The 16,765-nt window shown below is 33.7% G+C and carries 19 protein-coding genes and 1 tRNA gene; 7 read left to right on the top strand and 13 right to left on the bottom strand.

The features are described from left to right. Positions 1-312: 312 nt before the first annotated feature. Positions 313-1,440, bottom strand: coding sequence for a methionine aminotransferase (locus tag B4I81_RS02165; protein ID WP_291106910.1), 1,128 nt, complete (start codon positions 1,438-1,440; stop codon positions 313-315). 310 nt (positions 1,441-1,750) lie between these two features. Between B4I81_RS02165 and B4I81_RS02160 the strand changes: the two genes are divergently transcribed. Then, positions 1,751-2,308 (top strand): hypothetical protein, encoded by a 558-nt coding sequence (locus B4I81_RS02160; protein WP_291106908.1) that lies wholly within the window; start codon positions 1,751-1,753, stop codon positions 2,306-2,308. A 3-nt stretch (positions 2,309-2,311) separates the two neighbouring features. Here the strand turns inward: B4I81_RS02160 and B4I81_RS02155 are convergent, their stop codons facing one another. From B4I81_RS02155 to udk, 10 genes are all read right to left on the bottom strand, one after another. Continuing rightward, entirely contained in the window at positions 2,312-2,452 is a 141-nt protein-coding gene (locus B4I81_RS02155; protein ID WP_291106907.1) for a hypothetical protein, read from the bottom strand. A 38-nt stretch (positions 2,453-2,490) separates the two neighbouring features. Continuing rightward, the gene (locus tag B4I81_RS02150; RefSeq protein WP_291106905.1) at positions 2,491-2,682 is read right to left on the bottom strand and encodes a hypothetical protein; all 192 of its coding nucleotides are present in this window, start codon (positions 2,680-2,682) and stop codon (positions 2,491-2,493) included. 3 nt (positions 2,683-2,685) lie between these two features. After that, positions 2,686-3,444, bottom strand: coding sequence for a DUF3883 domain-containing protein (locus B4I81_RS02145; RefSeq protein ID WP_291106903.1), 759 nt, complete (start codon positions 3,442-3,444; stop codon positions 2,686-2,688). A 35-nt stretch (positions 3,445-3,479) separates the two neighbouring features. Next, on the bottom strand, positions 3,480-3,656 hold the full coding sequence (locus tag B4I81_RS02140; protein WP_291106901.1) for a helix-turn-helix domain-containing protein: 177 nt from the start codon (positions 3,654-3,656) through the stop codon (positions 3,480-3,482). 159 nt (positions 3,657-3,815) lie between these two features. Beyond that, positions 3,816-5,945, bottom strand: coding sequence for a methylmalonyl-CoA mutase (scpA, locus tag B4I81_RS02135; RefSeq protein ID WP_291106899.1), 2,130 nt, complete (start codon positions 5,943-5,945; stop codon positions 3,816-3,818). A gap of 11 nt (positions 5,946-5,956) precedes the next feature. Next, positions 5,957-6,250 (bottom strand): type II toxin-antitoxin system RelE/ParE family toxin, encoded by a 294-nt coding sequence (locus B4I81_RS02130; protein ID WP_250579791.1) that lies wholly within the window; start codon positions 6,248-6,250, stop codon positions 5,957-5,959. Continuing rightward, entirely contained in the window at positions 6,240-6,473 is a 234-nt protein-coding gene (locus tag B4I81_RS02125; RefSeq protein WP_291106896.1) for a hypothetical protein, read from the bottom strand. The genes B4I81_RS02130 and B4I81_RS02125 overlap by 11 nt, the downstream gene beginning before the upstream one ends. Positions 6,474-6,500: 27 nt before the next feature. Continuing rightward, the gene (locus B4I81_RS02120) at positions 6,501-7,862 is read right to left on the bottom strand and encodes a methylmalonyl-CoA mutase subunit beta (protein ID WP_291106894.1); all 1,362 of its coding nucleotides are present in this window, start codon (positions 7,860-7,862) and stop codon (positions 6,501-6,503) included. Positions 7,863-7,873: 11 nt separating this feature from the next. Then, entirely contained in the window at positions 7,874-8,227 is a 354-nt protein-coding gene (locus B4I81_RS02115; RefSeq protein WP_291106892.1) for an FtsB family cell division protein, read from the bottom strand. Continuing rightward, positions 8,227-8,835 (bottom strand): uridine kinase, encoded by a 609-nt coding sequence (gene udk / locus B4I81_RS02110; RefSeq protein ID WP_250579797.1) that lies wholly within the window; start codon positions 8,833-8,835, stop codon positions 8,227-8,229. Before udk ends, B4I81_RS02115 begins: the two co-directional genes overlap by 1 nt. A 191-nt stretch (positions 8,836-9,026) precedes the next feature. Here udk and B4I81_RS02105 point away from each other — a divergent pair. Together B4I81_RS02105 and trxB are read left to right on the top strand one after the other, a co-directional pair. Beyond that, a tRNA-Pro gene (locus B4I81_RS02105) sits at positions 9,027-9,101 on the top strand. Positions 9,102-9,234: 133 nt separating this feature from the next. Then, positions 9,235-10,182 (top strand): thioredoxin-disulfide reductase, encoded by a 948-nt coding sequence (gene trxB / locus B4I81_RS02100; protein WP_291106889.1) that lies wholly within the window; start codon positions 9,235-9,237, stop codon positions 10,180-10,182. Between the two features lie 65 nt (positions 10,183-10,247). On the opposite strand, the gene B4I81_RS02095 is transcribed toward trxB, so the two are convergent. Further along, positions 10,248-11,696: a glyceraldehyde-3-phosphate dehydrogenase gene (locus tag B4I81_RS02095; protein WP_291106887.1), complete on the bottom strand. Its 1,449-nt coding sequence runs from the start codon at positions 11,694-11,696 to the stop codon at positions 10,248-10,250. 123 nt (positions 11,697-11,819) lie between these two features. Then, a complete protein-coding gene (locus B4I81_RS02090) occupies positions 11,820-13,202 on the bottom strand; it encodes a S1C family serine protease (RefSeq protein WP_291106885.1) in 1,383 nt (460 codons plus the stop codon). 125 nt (positions 13,203-13,327) lie between these two features. On the opposite strand from B4I81_RS02090, the gene dapF reads away from it, so the two are divergent. The 4 genes from dapF to B4I81_RS02070 all read left to right on the top strand — a co-directional run bounded on the left by dapF (position 13,328) and on the right by B4I81_RS02070 (position 16,727). Continuing rightward, positions 13,328-14,116, top strand: coding sequence for a diaminopimelate epimerase (gene dapF, locus B4I81_RS02085; protein ID WP_291106883.1), 789 nt, complete (start codon positions 13,328-13,330; stop codon positions 14,114-14,116). A 20-nt stretch (positions 14,117-14,136) separates the two neighbouring features. Next, the gene (locus B4I81_RS02080) at positions 14,137-14,667 is read left to right on the top strand and encodes a GNAT family N-acetyltransferase (RefSeq protein ID WP_291106881.1); all 531 of its coding nucleotides are present in this window, start codon (positions 14,137-14,139) and stop codon (positions 14,665-14,667) included. 11 nt (positions 14,668-14,678) lie between these two features. Further along, on the top strand, positions 14,679-15,719 hold the full coding sequence (gene mltG, locus B4I81_RS02075) for an endolytic transglycosylase MltG (RefSeq protein WP_291106879.1): 1,041 nt from the start codon (positions 14,679-14,681) through the stop codon (positions 15,717-15,719). A 348-nt stretch (positions 15,720-16,067) separates the two neighbouring features. Then, positions 16,068-16,727 carry a DUF2279 domain-containing protein gene (locus B4I81_RS02070; RefSeq protein ID WP_349678561.1) on the top strand — a complete coding sequence of 220 codons (660 nt, stop codon included), beginning with the start codon at positions 16,068-16,070 and terminating at the stop codon, positions 16,725-16,727. Positions 16,728-16,765: the final 38 nt, after the last annotated feature.

Genomic DNA, 16,765 nt, shown 5'->3' with positions numbered 1-16,765 from the left:
TCCAGTGAATAATCGCAAGAAGCTTCCTCTCGGTGTAACAAAGTTAAAAAAAATAACAACATAAATTTGCAATTAAAGATAGTCCCTACAATCAATCGTTTGTGAATAAAAAACAAAAACACGAAGATAATTCGTGTTTGGATGTTTATTAATCACGCTTTGGCGTATTTTTTTTAGTTCGTTTTTCTTCTTTTTTCTCTTTTGCGGTTTTCAAAGGTTCTTTCTTTGCTGTTTTCTTCGCGTCTTGACTTTTTGCCATAATAGATAGTTTTTAGTAAATGTAAGCTAAAAAGTAACATTAAAACTAAAATCCTAAATCTTATTCAGTTTTTCAGCCGCCACCATCAAAGTTTCATCCGTTTTGGCAAAACAAAAACGAAGCATGTGTCTGTCCGTAGCATCATTATAAAAAACTGAAATCGGAATGGAAGCCACACCATGATTTACAATCAATTCTTTAGCAAAATCTACATCGTTTTTGGATGAAATTTGGCTGTAATTCACCACTTGAAAATACGTTCCATCGCATGGCATTAACTCAAAACGACTGTCTTTGATTAGGTTTTGAAACAAATCGCGTTTGCGTTGGTACATTTTCGAAACTTCGCTAAAATCAACCACATTCAAGTATTCTGAAATAGCGTGTTGCGAAAAACTATTCACGCTAAACACCAAAAACTGATGCACTTTCTTTATTTCGAACATTAGATGTTCAGGAGCAATTAAATAGCCCACTTTCCAGCCCGTAACATGCAACGATTTTCCAAAAGACGAAGCAATAATGGTTCGTTCTACTAATCTCGGACGTGTATTAAACGAAATATGAGGTTGTGAAAATGTAATGTATTCGTACACTTCGTCTCCCAAAATAAGAATTTGAGGATGTTTTTCTAAAATGGTTTCTAAAGCTTCAAAGTCACTTTCTGTCCAAATTCTTCCTGTAGGATTGTGTGGATTATTGATGACAATCATTTTTGTTTTAGCCGAAATAGCGCTTTCAATTCGGTTGAAATTCGGCGTATAATCATCGTTTAAGGAAACACGAACAGGTTTTCCACCCGCTACCAAAACCGAGGGTTCGTAACTGTCATAACTTGGATCTAAAATCAACACTTCATCACCATGATTCACAAACGTGTTAATCGCTGTAAAAACGCCTTGTGTAGCGCCAGCGGTAATCAACATTTCGGTTGTGGTATTGATTTTTCTACCGTATTGTTTTAACGTTTGATTCGCAATTTTTTCCAATAACGAAGGTAAACCCGCCATTGGTGTATATTGGTGAATATTTTCTCGAATAATGCGCTCCGAAATTTGTAACAAACGTTCGTCTTCAGGGAAATTTGGAAATCCTTGCGATAAATTAATAGCTCCGTGCTCATTCGCTAATTGCGACATTACAGAGAAAATACTGGTGGTGATATTAGGTAGTTTTGACATGAGATAATTTAGTGGAAACGAAAATGCGATTTAAATTTAGCTATATTGTTAATAATTTTCTTGTGTATAATGAATTAACCACATAGAAACATAGATAAAAAGATAGTTATAGTCAATTCATTGTTACACATAGCTATGTTTTCTTTTGCAAAGTGAAACGACTTTTATAGTCTAATACCACCTATGTTTCTATGTGGTTTAAATTTTAAAAAGTAAATTCAAGTTAATTTTTTATTTCTTCAAAAATATAAAAAATACACACGCTCAAATTTCTTCAAATTACTTTATTTTGTGATTTAATTCTGAGATTTTGAAGATAATCATATTAACACCGATGGAAATTGAACGAGAAAAAGTCCTAAACGCTTTGGCTCGAATTCCTAATTTGAATCATACGTACGAAGTAATTGTTTCTGGAATTGGTCGTGAAAGTACGGCTAAGGCGATGATGCAAATGCCACCACACGATATTTGTGTGTTAATGGGTTTTGCAGCTGTAGTAGGAAAAGAAGCCCATTTGCCTGATTATTTGCATTTAGGAAAACCTATCGAAATTACTAATGCTTCGCTATACGGTTACGAAGGCGGTTTGTTTGAAAACGGAAAACCCATCATCACCGAAAAGCCAAAACTCAACTTACCTTGTTTATCATCTTTAACTTCCGATAAGTTTGTAAGAACAACCGATTTAGCCGAAAAAACGGTGGTAAACATGGAAGATTACACGTTTAAATTTTTGAAAAAACCACAAGATTTTATCGTGCGCATCATCTCCGATTTTTTACCTCACGAAACCGAAATCGACTTTTTTGAAGAAGTGAAAGGAATTGATTTTTTGGATGGTGTGAAGGCGGTGGATGGGGTTTAAATTTTAATCCTCATCAATTGAAATAGGTTCATCATTCATAAAAGCTTCAAAGGAACCAATTGGAGCAAAATCAATATTTATTGTTGAATAATCATCTTTTTTGCGCCATAATCTAACTGAATCTGTATCTTTTTTTGTAGCCATTCAAGAGTTACAGGTTATGCTACTTTATTAGATAAAATTTAAATTTTTACGATTCTAAATTTTATAGTATGATTACAAATTTCACAATCAACGGAACTGTTATTGTCTACTTCTATATCTTTTACATCAATTTCATTATCACATATTGGACAATTAACATAGTCAGTAAAATTTAATATTATAGGAGGATTTAAAACAGTTTTGATTTCTAAAATAGTGTAATCTTTCATATTTTATGAGATGTCTGTTATTAAATGATATTCTTTTATTTCTTTTGATTTTATTATTCGTTCTTCAAATTTTAAATTTTTAAGGGGATTTTCAATTGTTAAAAAAGTAGGCAAATCATCTAAATTCAAAACTAAAGTTACAACATAATCATTTTTATATTCATTTGCTTTTTGATATTCGTTTTCTGTAAGTCGAAATCTACCTTTTTTTGCTCTAATTCCTTTAACTTCTGCTAAAAATGAATTTTCATTTACATTGATTTGAAAATCATAACCATCTCCATATAATCTAGCATCTTCCAAAATCCCTTTATTAAAAGCTGATATTTCATTAAAGTTATTCATAAAATATAGTTCAGCTTCTAATCCTGTTTCTTGAAGTTTTTTAAATCTTGATTTCACAATTGGTTTTACTTCGACAAAAAGCTCTTTTATTTCGTAATTTTCTTTTAAATATAATTTTACAATATTTGAATAGCCTAACACATTTTCATTGCCAAACAAACTATCAATCAAATATTTTCTATGAATATATGCATCGCCTTTTTGCCACCAACCTTTTCTTCCGTTATTTGGAAAAAAAGGATCGAATAAATCCATTCGATTTTTTACAACGCTACCCGTTTCTACGATTTTTAATTCAACGAAATAATCAAAAAATGCAGATTTTGTTTTAAAACCAAATTGTTTAATAAATTCGTTATCAAACTTAGCTAAGCCATATCCTAATAAATTTAGAATTTCATAATTTTCATGTTTCATTTAGTACAAGAATTAATTATTGTAAAACTATTAATTTATTTTTCAATAATATCAATTTCCATAATTTCTATGGAAACATTTCTTTTGCCTTTCTCAATATCAGAAATATAGTTTCTGTCAACATTGGAAATATTGGCTAAATGCTCAATTGAAAAGTTTTTTTCTTCTCTAAGGGTTTTAACTTTTTGACCAAATTTTTCTTTAATATTCATGGTTATAAATTTATTGTTATGCTTACAATTGACCCGCTTACAATTGTAAGCATGGTTTCTATAGTTGTTAACAAATTTTTACGCATAAAAAAACACCAACATTTCTGCTGGTGTTTTAAAATTATGTGATTTCTCGTTTGTCGAAATGACAACGATAAATTAATCCTCCAATAAAACCTCCAAAATCGTAATCGCGGCATCGCTAATTTTAGTTCCAGGACCAAAAACGGCTACAGCTCCGGCGTCGAATAAGAATTGGTAGTCTTGTGCTGGTATAACGCCACCAACAATTACCATGATATCTTCTCTTCCATATTTTTTTAGTTCTTCAATTACTTGTGGTACTAAAGTTTTGTGTCCCGCTGCTAAAGAAGAAACGCCTAAAATGTGTACGTCGTTTTCTACCGCTTGTTTCGCAGCTTCTTGTGGCGTTTGGAATAATGGTCCAATGTCCACGTCAAAACCTACGTCGGCATAACCAGTTGCAACTACTTTAGCACCACGATCGTGACCGTCTTGTCCCATTTTCGCAATCATAATACGAGGACGACGCCCTTCTTTCTTCGCGAAAGCATCGGCTAATTGTTTTGCTTTTTCAAAACTTTCGTCGTTTTTAATTTCTTTACTATACACGCCGCTAAAACTTCTAATTTGTGCTTTATATCTCCCGAAAACAGTTTCTAATGCATCGCTAATTTCGCCTAAAGTGGCTCTGTTACGTGCAGCATCTACGGCTAAATCTAATAAGTTCCCGTTACCTGTTTTGGCGCATTCAGTTAATTTCGCTAAACATTTGGCAACTTTATCGTTATCACGAGTTGCTTTAATTTGTTCTAAACGTTCAATTTGTTGTTTGCGCACCATTTGGTTGTCCACATCCAAAATATGTAACGGATCTTCTTTTTCCAAACGGTATTTGTTCACCCCAACAATAATATCTTGTCCACTGTCGATACGGGCTTGTTTTCGTGCTGCAGCTTCTTCAATTCTTAATTTTGGAATCCCCGCTTCAATCGCTTTGGTCATTCCGCCTAATTCTTCAACCTCTTGAATTAAAGCCCAAGCTTTTTCAGCAATTTCTGCTGTTAAACTTTCTACATAATAACTTCCTGCCCAAGGGTCAACCGTTTTACAGATTTTAGTTTCTTCTTGCAAAAAGATTTGCGTATTACGAGCAATTCGTGCGGAGAAATCGGTTGGTAAAGCAATTGCTTCGTCCAAAGCATTCGTGTGTAACGATTGAGTTCCTCCAAAAGCTGCGGCTGCTGCTTCAATAGCAGTTCGAGCCACGTTATTAAAAGGATCTTGCTCCGTTAAACTCCAACCCGAAGTTTGGCAATGCGTTCTTAAAGCTAATGATTTTTCGTCTTTTGGATTGAATTGTTTTAATAGTTTTGCCCAAAGCATACGACCAGCACGCATTTTAGCAATTTCCATAAAATGGTTCATTCCAATCGCCCAGAAAAAAGAAAGGCGAGGAGCGAAGGTGTCAATATCCATTCCAGCAGCTAAACCAGTACGAATGTATTCCAAACCATCTGCTAAAGTGTACGCCAATTCAATATCAGCAGTAGCACCCGCTTCTTGCATGTGGTAACCCGAAATCGAAATCGAGTTGAATTTCGGCATGTTTTTACTTGTATATTCAAAAATATCTGCAATAATTTTCATCGAAGGTGTTGGTGGATAAATATAGGTATTTCGCACCATGAATTCCTTCAAAATATCATTCTGAATTGTTCCCGACAATAGGTTAGGAGCAACGCCTTGTTCTTCTGCAGCTACGATGTAGAATGCCATAATTGGTAAAACTGCACCATTCATCGTCATAGAAACCGACATTTCCCCTAACGGAATTTGGTCGAAAAGTACTTTCATATCTTCCACCGAGTCAATCGCAACTCCCGCTTTTCCGACGTCACCCACTACTCTTTCGTGGTCTGAGTCGTAACCTCTGTGTGTAGCTAAATCGAAGGCAACGGATAAACCTTTTTGTCCAGCGGCAAGATTTCTTCTGTAAAAAGCATTACTTTCTTCCGCAGTTGAAAATCCCGCATATTGACGAATAGTCCATGGTCGGCGTACGTACATGGTAGCGTAAGGTCCGCGTAAATTGGGTGCAAAACCTGCTCCAAAACCAAGGTGTTCTAAATCGGAAATATCTTCTTTAGAATAGGTTGGTTTAACTTCAATTCCTTCTGCAGTTGTAAACTTTTGTTCCAAGTTTAACGTTTGAGGTTTCAAGTTTTTGGATTTCTCCAAAGTTAAATGTTGTATATCTTTTCTCATTGCTTTTGCAATTAAAATATTTTGTTGATTCTGCTGTTTCTCGATGTATGAAGAACAGCTTTAATCACTATTGTTTCATTATCAATACTAAAATGAATTAGATAAGGGAAAGTTTTTAATAAAACTACTCGGATTTCATCATATCTAATTTGGTATCGAAATGGATTTTCTTTTATTTGTTTAACACTATTATTAAAAGAATTAGCAAATCTTTTTGAAAGCATTGGATTGATGTTTTTATACCAAGCGATACTTTCTCGAACATCGGATTTAGCTTCTTCTAGAATTAAAATCTTAAAGTTCATCTCCAAGTTCTTTTAAAAAATCCTCGTAGTCTGTTGCGCTTTCTGGATTCTTTAAGTAATTTTCGGTTCGTTCTCTAACTTCATCAATTTGCCATTGCGGAATTTGATATTCCTTGGAAGTTGGAAGAATAATCACTTCTACTTCTTCAGCATTGAAATCTTCAGGCAAAGTGATGTTTACTTGATGATTTTTTACTTTTACAAATCTTCTAATTGCTTCCATGGTCTTCTTTTTCTGAAAGTTACGAAATTATTCCGAAGCTAATCGTTCTTGTTCTAATTTTTCTGCCAATCGTTTTTCGATAATCGGTGTGATTAATGTTTTTCTGGCGTTTTGTTTTACGAAAGGATACAATTCCAAATCGTTTTTCATTTGGTCGTTTTTGTTTGGATACTTGTTGGTTCCTAATAAAACTTCTTTTCCTGAATCGAAAAGTTCTTGTTCTTTTTGAGCGCTTTCGTTGATTTTTCTTTGAATTGTTCCATCGATTAATTGCGAAATCAGTCCGCCATTTTTCTCGATGTCTTTGAATAATTCTAAAGCTTTTTCGGCTAATTGTTCTGTTAAAGTTTCAATGTAATAAGCACCATCTGCAGGATTATTCACTTTATCAAAATAACTTTCGTGTTTTAAAACTAATAATTGGTTTCTTGAAATTCTATCGCCAAACTCATTGTCTTTGTGATAGATAGCATCATAAGCTAAATTGGCAATAGCATCAGCTCCACCAAGAATTGCACTCATACATTCCGTAGTCGTACGCAACATGTTCACATTGTAATCGTATAAGGTTTTGTTACGTTTTGTTGGAGTTGCGATGATATGACAATCGAAATTCTGATTGTATTCTGATGCTAATGTGTTGAATAATATTCGTAAGGCTCTAAGTTTTGCGATTTCAAAAAAGTAATTCGTTCCAACAGCAACTTCAATTGTAATCGGTTGGTTGATAGCTGAAATTCTGTTGAAATATTCGTTTGCATGTGCTAAAGTGTAAGCCAATTGTTGTAGGATATTCGCACCCGCATTTTGATAAATTCCGCTTGAAATTGTTAAGAATGGAACAGCTGTTTTTGAAGTAATTGTATTTAATTTCTCAAAATCTTTTTCAAGATTTTCAAACCAATTGCCATCTTTTACTAATTGTCCGATTGGATCATTTTGAATAAAGATGTTAGCTTTACTTTTTGTAGTGAAATCATTGATTTTATTCGAAAATTCTACAGAAAGAAAAGGTAAATTGAAATAATAATTCACGTTTTCTAACGGAAGATTTTGCATCAATTCGTCAATTGAAACGGCATCATTTTCTAAAGTAAAACGAACACTTTCAGCTCCTCTTTGTAATGTTTCTAGTGCACGAGCATTTGATTTTTGAACATCATGAACAAAAATATTTTGAACGATTGCAAAAGGTTTTGAAGGAGTGATTGCATCAAGATTTACCGCAGTTTCATCATTGTGATAAAACGGTTTTACTTTAATCCCTTCTGGACTTTCCCAAACTAAGGTTTCGTTATAATCAGCACCTTTTAGTTCGTATTGAATTTGTTGCTTCCATTGTTTAGAAGAAACGGCTTCAAAATCGGAAAATAAATTGTTGTTAGCCACGAATTATCTATTTAATTGTTACTAGTTGTTTTTTCGGCAGCCGCTTTCTTTTCGTCTTCAAATTCGATGATGTAGATGTCTTCGTTATCGCGTTTCATGTAATATTTCTCGCGAGCGTATTTTTCTACACGATCATCATTTTTCAATTCTTTGATTTTTATGCTGTCTTTTTTAATTTCAGTTTTATAGTACTGAATATTATCTTCAATTTCTTCAATTTCCTTATCCAAAACGCGGTGTTCTAAATAAGAGTAATTGTCGAAAAAAAGCATCCAAACAGAAAAAAGAATTAACACCAAAACGTAGCGATTCATTACGAACGCTAAAAACGGATATCTGGCAATTAAATTCTTGATTTTGTTCATTATGCGATTCTTTGATTAATTACGGCGCGCACTACGTCGATAGCAACCGTATTGTATTTGTCATTTGGAATAATAATATCAGCAAATGCTTTAGTAGGCTCGATGAATTGTTCGTGCATTGGTTTTAAAGTGGTTTGATAACGATTCAAAACCTCTTCCATATCACGACCACGTTCTGCAATGTCGCGTTTTAAACGACGAATCAAACGCTCGTCAGAATCGGCATGAACGTAAACTTTAATGTCAAACATGTCTCTTAATTCGGGATTGGTTAGAATTAAGATGCCTTCAACAATCATTACTTTTCTTGGATGTGTGATGACTTTATCGTCAGTTCTGTCGTGAGTTACGAATGAATAAACCGGTTGTTCAATGGTTTTTCCAGCTTTTAAATCTTTAAGATGGGCTACTAACAATTCAAAGTCAATCGCTCTTGGATGATCGAAATTGATTTTAGTACGCTCCTCATAACTTAAATGATGCGTTTCCTTGTAATAGGAGTCCTGAGAAATGATACCAACTTCAGTAGCGGGTAACTCATTCATAATCTGATGAACAACTGTTGTTTTTCCACTTCCGGTACCTCCGGCAATTCCAATAATTAGCATATAAAAGGTTGTCTTGTTTAATTTTAGCAAAAATAGAAATAATATTCTAAGTGTTTTTTGTTTTTGGTTAGAAAGTTTAACGAATAAGTGCTAAAAAAATATAGTTTGAAAAAGACTGAAAATTTATTTTAAAAAAAGAATGGATTTATTTGGAACAAGAGAAATTAGTTCTATATTTGCACTCACAAATTCGGGGTGTAGCGTAGCCCGGTTATCGCGCCTGCTTTGGGAGCAGGAGGCCGCAGGTTCGAATCCTGCCACCCCGACAAAACCTTCTTGAAACTTCAGGAAGGTTTTTTTATTTTAAAAAACTATAGATTTATAGTTAAAACTAATTCAATTTTAAGAAATAATTTTAATTAAAAACTTACATTTGCTATTCTTAAAAGATTAAAAGTTATGTCAGATACAATCGAAAAAGTAAAATGTTTAATTATAGGTTCTGGTCCAGCAGGTTATACTGCAGCAATTTATGCGGCTAGAGCTAATATGAATCCAGTTTTATATCAAGGGCAACAACCAGGGGGTCAGTTAACGACAACGAATGAAGTAGAAAATTTTCCAGGATATCCAGAAGGTGTAACCGGGCCTGAAATGATGGTTCAGTTGCAAGAGCAAGCAAAACGTTTTGGTTCTGATATTCGTGATGGATGGGCTACAAAAGTAGATTTCTCAGGAAATATTCATAAAGTTTGGATTAATGATACGATTGAAATTCACGCAGAAACGGTAATTATTTCTACTGGAGCTTCGGCTAAATATTTAGGATTAGAATCAGAACAACATTATTTAAAATTAGGGGGTGGTGTTTCAGCTTGTGCTGTTTGTGATGGATTTTTCTATAGAAATCAAGAAGTTGTAATCGTTGGAGCAGGAGATAGCGCTTGTGAAGAAGCACATTACCTTTCTAAATTATGTAAAAAAGTAACGATGTTAGTACGTAGCGATAAATTTAGAGCTTCTAAAATTATGGCAGAACGTGTACAAAAAACAGAAAACATCGAAATTTTGATGCACACGGAAACAGAAGAAGTTTTAGGTGATGGACAAGTAGTTACTGGAGTAAAAGTTAAAAACAGAGCTACAGGAGAAACGAAAGAAATTCCAGCAACAGGATTTTTCGTAGCAATAGGTCACAAACCAAACACAGATATTTTTGCGGATTACATTACGCTAGACGAAACTGGTTACATCGTAAATGTACCAGGAAGTTCTAAAACAAATGTACCAGGTGTTTTTGTAGCTGGTGATGCGGCAGATCATGTATATCGTCAGGCAATTACAGCTGCGGGAACAGGTTGTATGGCAGCTTTAGATGCAGAACGTTATTTAGCGGCGAAAGAGTAATTAGATTATCAAATATAAAAAAGCTCCTATTGAAAAATAGGAGCTTTTTGTTTTAAAACTATCTACTAATAGTAGCTATATCTTCTAACTTTAGCAATATATTTCGCTAAACGAATAACTTGGTGGCTATAACCGTATTCATTATCGTACCAAACGTACATTACAATGTTTTTTCCGTCTCCAGAAACAATAGTAGCGTTACTATCAAAAATAGCAGGAGCTGAAGTTCCTACGATATCTGAAGATACTAACTCGTTATTTAAAGAGTATTTAATTTGCTCTACAAGATCCCCTTCTAAAGCGTATTTTTTCATGATGTTGTTTACTTCTTCAATAGAAGTGTTTTTTCCAACTTCTAAATTCAATACTACTAATGAACCGTTTGGAACTGGTACACGAATCGCATTTGAAGTTAATTTTCCAGCTAATGCAGGTAATGCTTTTGCAACAGCACTTCCAGCACCTGTTTCAGTAATAACCATATTTAAAGCAGCAGCACGACCTCTACGGTATTTTTTGTGCATGTTATCTACTAAATTTTGGTCATTTGTATACGCGTGAATCGTTTCTAAGTGTCCTTTAACTACACCTAAAGTATCTTCAACTGCTTTTAAAACTGGAGTGATTGCGTTAGTTGTACAAGAAGCTGCAGAGAAAATGTTCACTTCATCTGGATTGTAATCTTCATGATTTACTCCGTAAACGATATTTGGAACTCCTTTTCCTGGTGCTGTCAATAAAACTTTATCAGCTCCTTTTGAAGATAAATGACGTTTTAATGCTTCTTCAGTTGTGAAAGCTCCTGTATTGTCTATTACTAATGCATCTTCAATTCCGTAAGCGGTGTAATCAATTTCTTCTGGAGAATTAGCTGTAATGATGTGAACTGTTGTTCCGTTAATCAATAAAGCATTGTTTTCTGGATCTGCAATAACTGAACCATTAAAATCACCATGAACGGAATCATAACGTAATAATGAAGCTCTTTTTTCTAATAAAACAGCGTCATTTTTATCTCTAGTAACAATTGCTCTTAAACGTAATTGTTGTCCTTTTCCAATTTTCGACATCATTTCACGAGCTAATAAACGACCAATTCTACCAAATCCATATAAAACCACATCTTTTGGTTTAATTTCTTGGAAGTTTTTAGCATTCTTTAATTTGTCGATTACGAATGCTTTAGCATCGTTGTATTTATCGTCTTCTAAATGATATTCGTAAGTTAATTTTCCAATATCAATTCTTGATGGTGGTAAATCTAAATCAACAATAGCGCTTGCGATTTCAACTGAATCAAAAACGTTGATAGGTTTTCCAACGAAAGCACCTGCATATTCATGTAAGTTGATGATTTCGCTAACGTTTTTGTCGATTAATTGATTGCGGAATAAAACCAATTCGATTGATTTATCATACCATAAATCACTGATGATTTTAATGAATTCTACACCAGCTTTTCTTCTGTCTGCCTGAAAAGCTAATTCTTTTTCGTATAAAGAGATATTGCTCATGAAAATAAATGTGTTGTTTTGTGGTGCAAAAGTATAGATTTCAATCGTTTTCGTAAAATTTTTTTAATAAAAAAACCAGACATTATTTTTGTCTGGTTTTAAAGCTTGTTTATTTATGTAGTTTTACATGATAATGCTATACATTTGACCGTTTTTAGAAATGATTTGGTATCTCGCTTTCTGATTTTCTTTCTTCGCTAAATAACTTGAAACGGTTTCCATATCTTTTGCTTTCATTCCATCGATACTGATAATAACGGCGCCATCTAGAATATCGCTATATTCTGCAAATTCAGGATTGTTTACTTTTTTAATTTTAATGCCTTCTTTTACATTGAATTGTTTTTTATCGGTAGTATCAAGTTCTTCAAACTCAATTCCGTTGAATTCGTAATTCAGAATTTCTTTTTTGGTTAACTTCACCGGAAGCGTTCTTTGTTTTCCATCGCGTAAAACCGTTACTTGAATGACATCGTTTGGTCTTTTTGTGTTAATGTAACCTGATAATTCTGAAAAACTAGTAATTTTTTTATCGTCTAATTGTATAATGATATCACCTTTATTCAATCCAGCTTTTTCAGCCCCAGAGTTTTTAGTTACTAAATTAACATAGAATCCTTGTGTTTCTTTGATGCCTAATTCTTTTGAGTAGCTTGAATTTAATTCTCTTCCTTCAACACCTAAAACGCCGCGTTGTACGTTTCCAAATTGCATTAAATCTTCGATGATTTTTCTGGTCAAATTCGATGGAACGGCAAATGAATATCCAGTATAACTTCCTGTTGGAGAAGAAATCATGGTGTTAATTCCGACCAATTCCCCACGTGTGTTTACCAAAGCACCACCACTGTTTCCTGGATTTACAGCAGCATCAGTTTGAATAAAGGATTGAATATTGTTATTTGATAAATTTCTAGCTTTTGCCGAAACAATTCCAGCTGTAACAGTAGAATTTAAGTTATACGGATTTCCAACAGCCAAAACCCATTCGCCTACTTTAATCGCATCTGAATCTCCAAAAACTACATAGGGTAACTTTTCGTCAGCATCTACTTTTAAAAGTGCGATATCCATTTTGGAATCAGTTCCAATTAATTTTGCTTTATAGGATTTGTTGTTGTTGAGTGTTACTTCAATTTCAGTTGCATCTTGAATTACGTGATTATTCGTTACAATGTAGCCATCTTCGGTAACGATAACTCCAGAACCTGTTCCAATTTGCGTTTGCTCTCTTGGACCTTGATAACCATAAATGAATTCCATTAATGGATTGCTTGGAACTTTTGAAATGCTTACGTTTTTAACGTGAACAACTGCGTGAACCGTGTTTTCTGCTGCGGTTGTAAAATCAATATTTTCAGCTCCTAAACTAACATTTTTTGAATAATTAGGAGAAGCTATAGTTAGTTTTCCTGAATTATTAGGCTCTAAAAAGAATTTGTAAGCGCCTAAAGTTACGGCACCACTTAATAACGAAACCGCAAATAAACTTCCAAATTTTTTCATCTTTTTTAAATTTTTGTTCACTCAAAATTATAACAAAAAATATTCCAAAAAATCACTTTAACGCTCGATTAACAATGTTTAACATCTTATTAATAATTCGTACTTTTGTATAAATTAATAAGACGATGCAACTTACCTTTTATAAATATCAAGGGACTGGAAACGATTTTGTCATGGTTGACAATCGAACAGAATTTTTCCCAAAAGACAACACCGAACTCATCGAAAAATTGTGTGACAGAAGATTTGGTATAGGTGCTGATGGCTTGATTTTGCTAGAAAACCATTCGGAATATGATTTTAAAATGGTCTACTATAATTCAGATGGTAACGAAAGTTCAATGTGTGGAAATGGCGGAAGATGTTTAGTTGCTTTTGCCAAACAAATGGGCGTAATCGAAAATAAAGCCGAGTTTGAAGCTGTTGATGGTTATCATTATGCAACGATTGATACGAACGGAATTGTAGCGCTTCAAATGAAAGATGTTGATACAGTAAATCAACATGAAGATTACACTTTTTTAAATACGGGTTCGCCTCATCATGTGCAATTGGTAGATAATTTAGTAGAATTAGATATTAAGACGGAAGGTGCTAAAATTCGTTATTCCGATTTGTATGGAAAAGCAGGAAGTAATGTCAATTTTGTATATCAATTAGCGAATGACATTTTTGCAGTTCGTACCTATGAGCGAGGCGTTGAAGATGAAACTTTGTCTTGTGGAACAGGAGTAACAGCGGTTGCTATCGCGATGCATCGAACCGGAAAAACAAACAACAATATCATAGATTTAAACGTAGAAGGCGGAAAATTAAAAGTTCAATTTGATGTAGATAACGGAAAATACACCAACGTTTTCTTGATTGGACAAGCAACTTTTGTTTTTGAAGGAAAAATTGATTTAGATTTTTGAATTTGTAATTGAACTTGTAAATGATAACATTAAAAGGAACTACCATCTACCTGCGCGCACTCGAACCCGAAGATTTAGAGTTTATCTACAAAATAGAAAACAACGAATCAGTTTGGGAAGTAAGCAACACGCAAACACCATACAGTCGATTTTTGATTCGTCAGTATTTAGAAAATGCACATCAGGATATTTATGAAGCCAAACAGTTGCGATTAGCTATTTGCTTAAACGACACTTTTGAAGCAGTGGGTTTAATCGACTTATTTGATTTTGATCCTAAAAATAATAGAGCAGGAGTTGGGATTGTAATTTCAAATGAAGCAAATCGAAATTCAGGAATCGGTTCCGAAGCTACACAACTTGTTATCAATTACGCATTCAATCAATTGCAATTGCATCAATTATACGCAAATATTGGTTCAAAAAATGAAATTAGTATTTCGCTTTTTACTAAATTTGGCTTTCAAAAAATCGGAGTAAAAAAAGATTGGAATAAAATCAACAATCAATACGAAGATGAAATGTTATATCAATTAATCAATCACATTTAAAAAATAACCCCTTGAACGTAAAAAAAATAATTTCAATAATCGCTGTTGCCGGAATTGTAGTTGCAACTGCAGTTGGTGTTTATGTCTATTTCAAAGCTTTTACACCTAATACTCAATTTTCACAAGATGAAGTTTATGTTTACATTCCTTCGAATTCAACTTATGAACAAGTGGTCGAAATTGTAAAACCGCTTGTAAAAGATTTTGAAAAATTTGATTTCGTAGCTACATCAAGAAATTACAGTACCAATGTTAAAGCCGGAAAATTCCTTTTCAAAAAAGACATGACCAGTTTTGATATGGTAAGAAGTTTACGTTTAAACGTCCCAGTAAAAGTAGCTTTTAACAATCAAGAAACATTAGGAAAGTTAGTACAACGTTTAGCAACTCAATTAGAACCAGATAGTTTAAAATTAGAAGTAGCGTTTACTAATACGCCTTTTTTAGAAGAAAACGGATTAACAGAAGAAACGATTTTAGCACTTTTTATTCCGAATACATACGAGTTCTATTGGAATACACCTGCAGACAAAATCGCTCAAAAATTAGCAAAAGAATACCGTATTTTCTGGAATAATGAGCGTACTGAAAAAGCAAAAGCGTTAGGATTAACTCCAATTCAAGTGTATACCTTAGCTTCAATTGTACATAAAGAAACGGCTAAAGTAGATGAAAGACCAACAGTAGCTGGGGTTTACTTAAACCGTTTGAAACAAGATATGCCGTTACAAGCTGACCCAACCGTAATTTTTGCAATTAAAAAACGTTCGGGTAATTTTGACCAAGAAATCAAACGTGTTTTCTTTAACGATTTGCGAATTAATTCTCCTTATAATACTTATACCAACAAAGGGTTACCTCCTGGACCAATTGCTATGCCTGATGTTTCGGCTATCGATGCGGTTTTAAATGCAGAAAAACACGATTATATTTATTTCTGTGCCAATCCAGACAAACCGGGCTATCACGCTTTTGCATCAAGTTACGAAGCACACCAAGTGAACGCAAAAAAATATGCAGAGTGGGTTACGAAGTTAGGAATTGATCGTTAAATTTTTGAAGCGAATGGTATGGGCTTTCTTGGTTTCCATGTTCCTGCTTTCCGTTGCAATCTTTTATAAAACTTTAGGGTTTTATAAAAGGATTTCCACTGCAATCACGGCTAGTTGGCTATTCGTTTTTTTGTTTATATCTGTTTTTTCTCAGGCGCAATCAAGTATCAATACTTTTTTAAAACCTTCTGATACCCTAAATAAGTCAAGAAGAACTGACGTTTATATTGGCGAATCCGTTGCTTTGGGTGCTACTTTAATGGTTTAAATCAAATTTGGTACAAAGATTATCCACAAACTAATTTCCATTTCATCAATGATAATAAGCAGTGGTTACAAATGGATAAATTGGGACATTTATATTCAACCTATCATTTAGGTAGAGTAGGTTCCGAAATGTTACAATGGAGTGGTGCTTCAAGAAAAGAACAATTAATTTATGGATCTACTCTTGGATTAGGATTTTTAACGGTAGTTGAGGTTTTTGATGGTTTTTCACAAGAATGGGGAGCATCTTCAGGTGATATAATTGCCAATGTTTCTGGAACAGCGCTTTATGTATCGCAAGAAGTACTTTGGAAAGAACAACGTATCACGCCTAAATTTTCATTTCATCAAACTAAATTCGCTTCGCAACGTCCAGAAACATTAGGCGCTTCTTTTAACGAAGAAATTTTAAAAGACTATAATGGTCAAACGTATTGGTTGTCGTTCAATGTTCATTCGTTCACAAAAGATAAGTTTGTTCCTAAGTGGTTAAACCTTGCTATAGGCTACGGTGGAGAAGGAATGCTGTACGGAAAAGATGCCGAAGCAATAGAAAATGGAATCATTCAAAACCCATATCGTCAATTTTATCTGAGTTTGGATGTTGACTTGATGAAAATTACTACAAAATCACATTTTTTAAAGACGCTTTTTTCGGTTTTTAACACAATAAAAATTCCAGCACCTACTTTGCAATACGATGAGTATAACGGACTTAGAGCGCACTTCATCTACTTTTAGAAAAGATTAACGTGTTGTAAATCAACATTATAATTTTT

Origin of the sequence: Flavobacterium sp. UBA6195, from assembly GCF_002422095.1 — a bacterium.
Lineage (GTDB): Bacteria > Bacteroidota > Bacteroidia > Flavobacteriales > Flavobacteriaceae > Flavobacterium.
Note: the sequence above shows the minus strand (reverse complement) of the source record. Positions and strands in the feature narration are given on the sequence as shown.

Bases quoted from the DNA above. Each gene is read 5' to 3' on its own strand.
- B4I81_RS02165 (WP_291106910.1), bottom strand. From the start codon at position 1,440: ATGTCAAAACTACCTAATATCACCACCAGTATTTTCTCTGTAATGTCG.
- B4I81_RS02155 (WP_291106907.1), bottom strand. From the start codon at position 2,452: ATGGCTACAAAAAAAGATACAGATTCAGTTAGATTATGGCGCAAAAAA.
- B4I81_RS02150 (WP_291106905.1), bottom strand. From the start codon at position 2,682: ATGAAAGATTACACTATTTTAGAAATCAAAACTGTTTTAAATCCTCCT.
- B4I81_RS02145 (WP_291106903.1), bottom strand. From the start codon at position 3,444: ATGAAACATGAAAATTATGAAATTCTAAATTTATTAGGATATGGCTTA.
- B4I81_RS02140 (WP_291106901.1), bottom strand. From the start codon at position 3,656: ATGAATATTAAAGAAAAATTTGGTCAAAAAGTTAAAACCCTTAGAGAA.
- scpA (WP_291106899.1), bottom strand. From the start codon at position 5,945: ATGAGAAAAGATATACAACATTTAACTTTGGAGAAATCCAAAAACTTG.
- B4I81_RS02130 (WP_250579791.1), bottom strand. From the start codon at position 6,250: ATGAACTTTAAGATTTTAATTCTAGAAGAAGCTAAATCCGATGTTCGA.
- B4I81_RS02125 (WP_291106896.1), bottom strand. From the start codon at position 6,473: ATGGAAGCAATTAGAAGATTTGTAAAAGTAAAAAATCATCAAGTAAAC.
- B4I81_RS02115 (WP_291106892.1), bottom strand. From the start codon at position 8,227: ATGAACAAAATCAAGAATTTAATTGCCAGATATCCGTTTTTAGCGTTC.
- udk (WP_250579797.1), bottom strand. From the start codon at position 8,835: ATGCTAATTATTGGAATTGCCGGAGGTACCGGAAGTGGAAAAACAACA.
- trxB (WP_291106889.1), top strand. From the start codon at position 9,235: ATGTCAGATACAATCGAAAAAGTAAAATGTTTAATTATAGGTTCTGGT.
- B4I81_RS02095 (WP_291106887.1), bottom strand. From the start codon at position 11,696: ATGAGCAATATCTCTTTATACGAAAAAGAATTAGCTTTTCAGGCAGAC.
- B4I81_RS02090 (WP_291106885.1), bottom strand. From the start codon at position 13,202: ATGAAAAAATTTGGAAGTTTATTTGCGGTTTCGTTATTAAGTGGTGCC.
- dapF (WP_291106883.1), top strand. From the start codon at position 13,328: ATGCAACTTACCTTTTATAAATATCAAGGGACTGGAAACGATTTTGTC.
- B4I81_RS02080 (WP_291106881.1), top strand. From the start codon at position 14,137: ATGATAACATTAAAAGGAACTACCATCTACCTGCGCGCACTCGAACCC.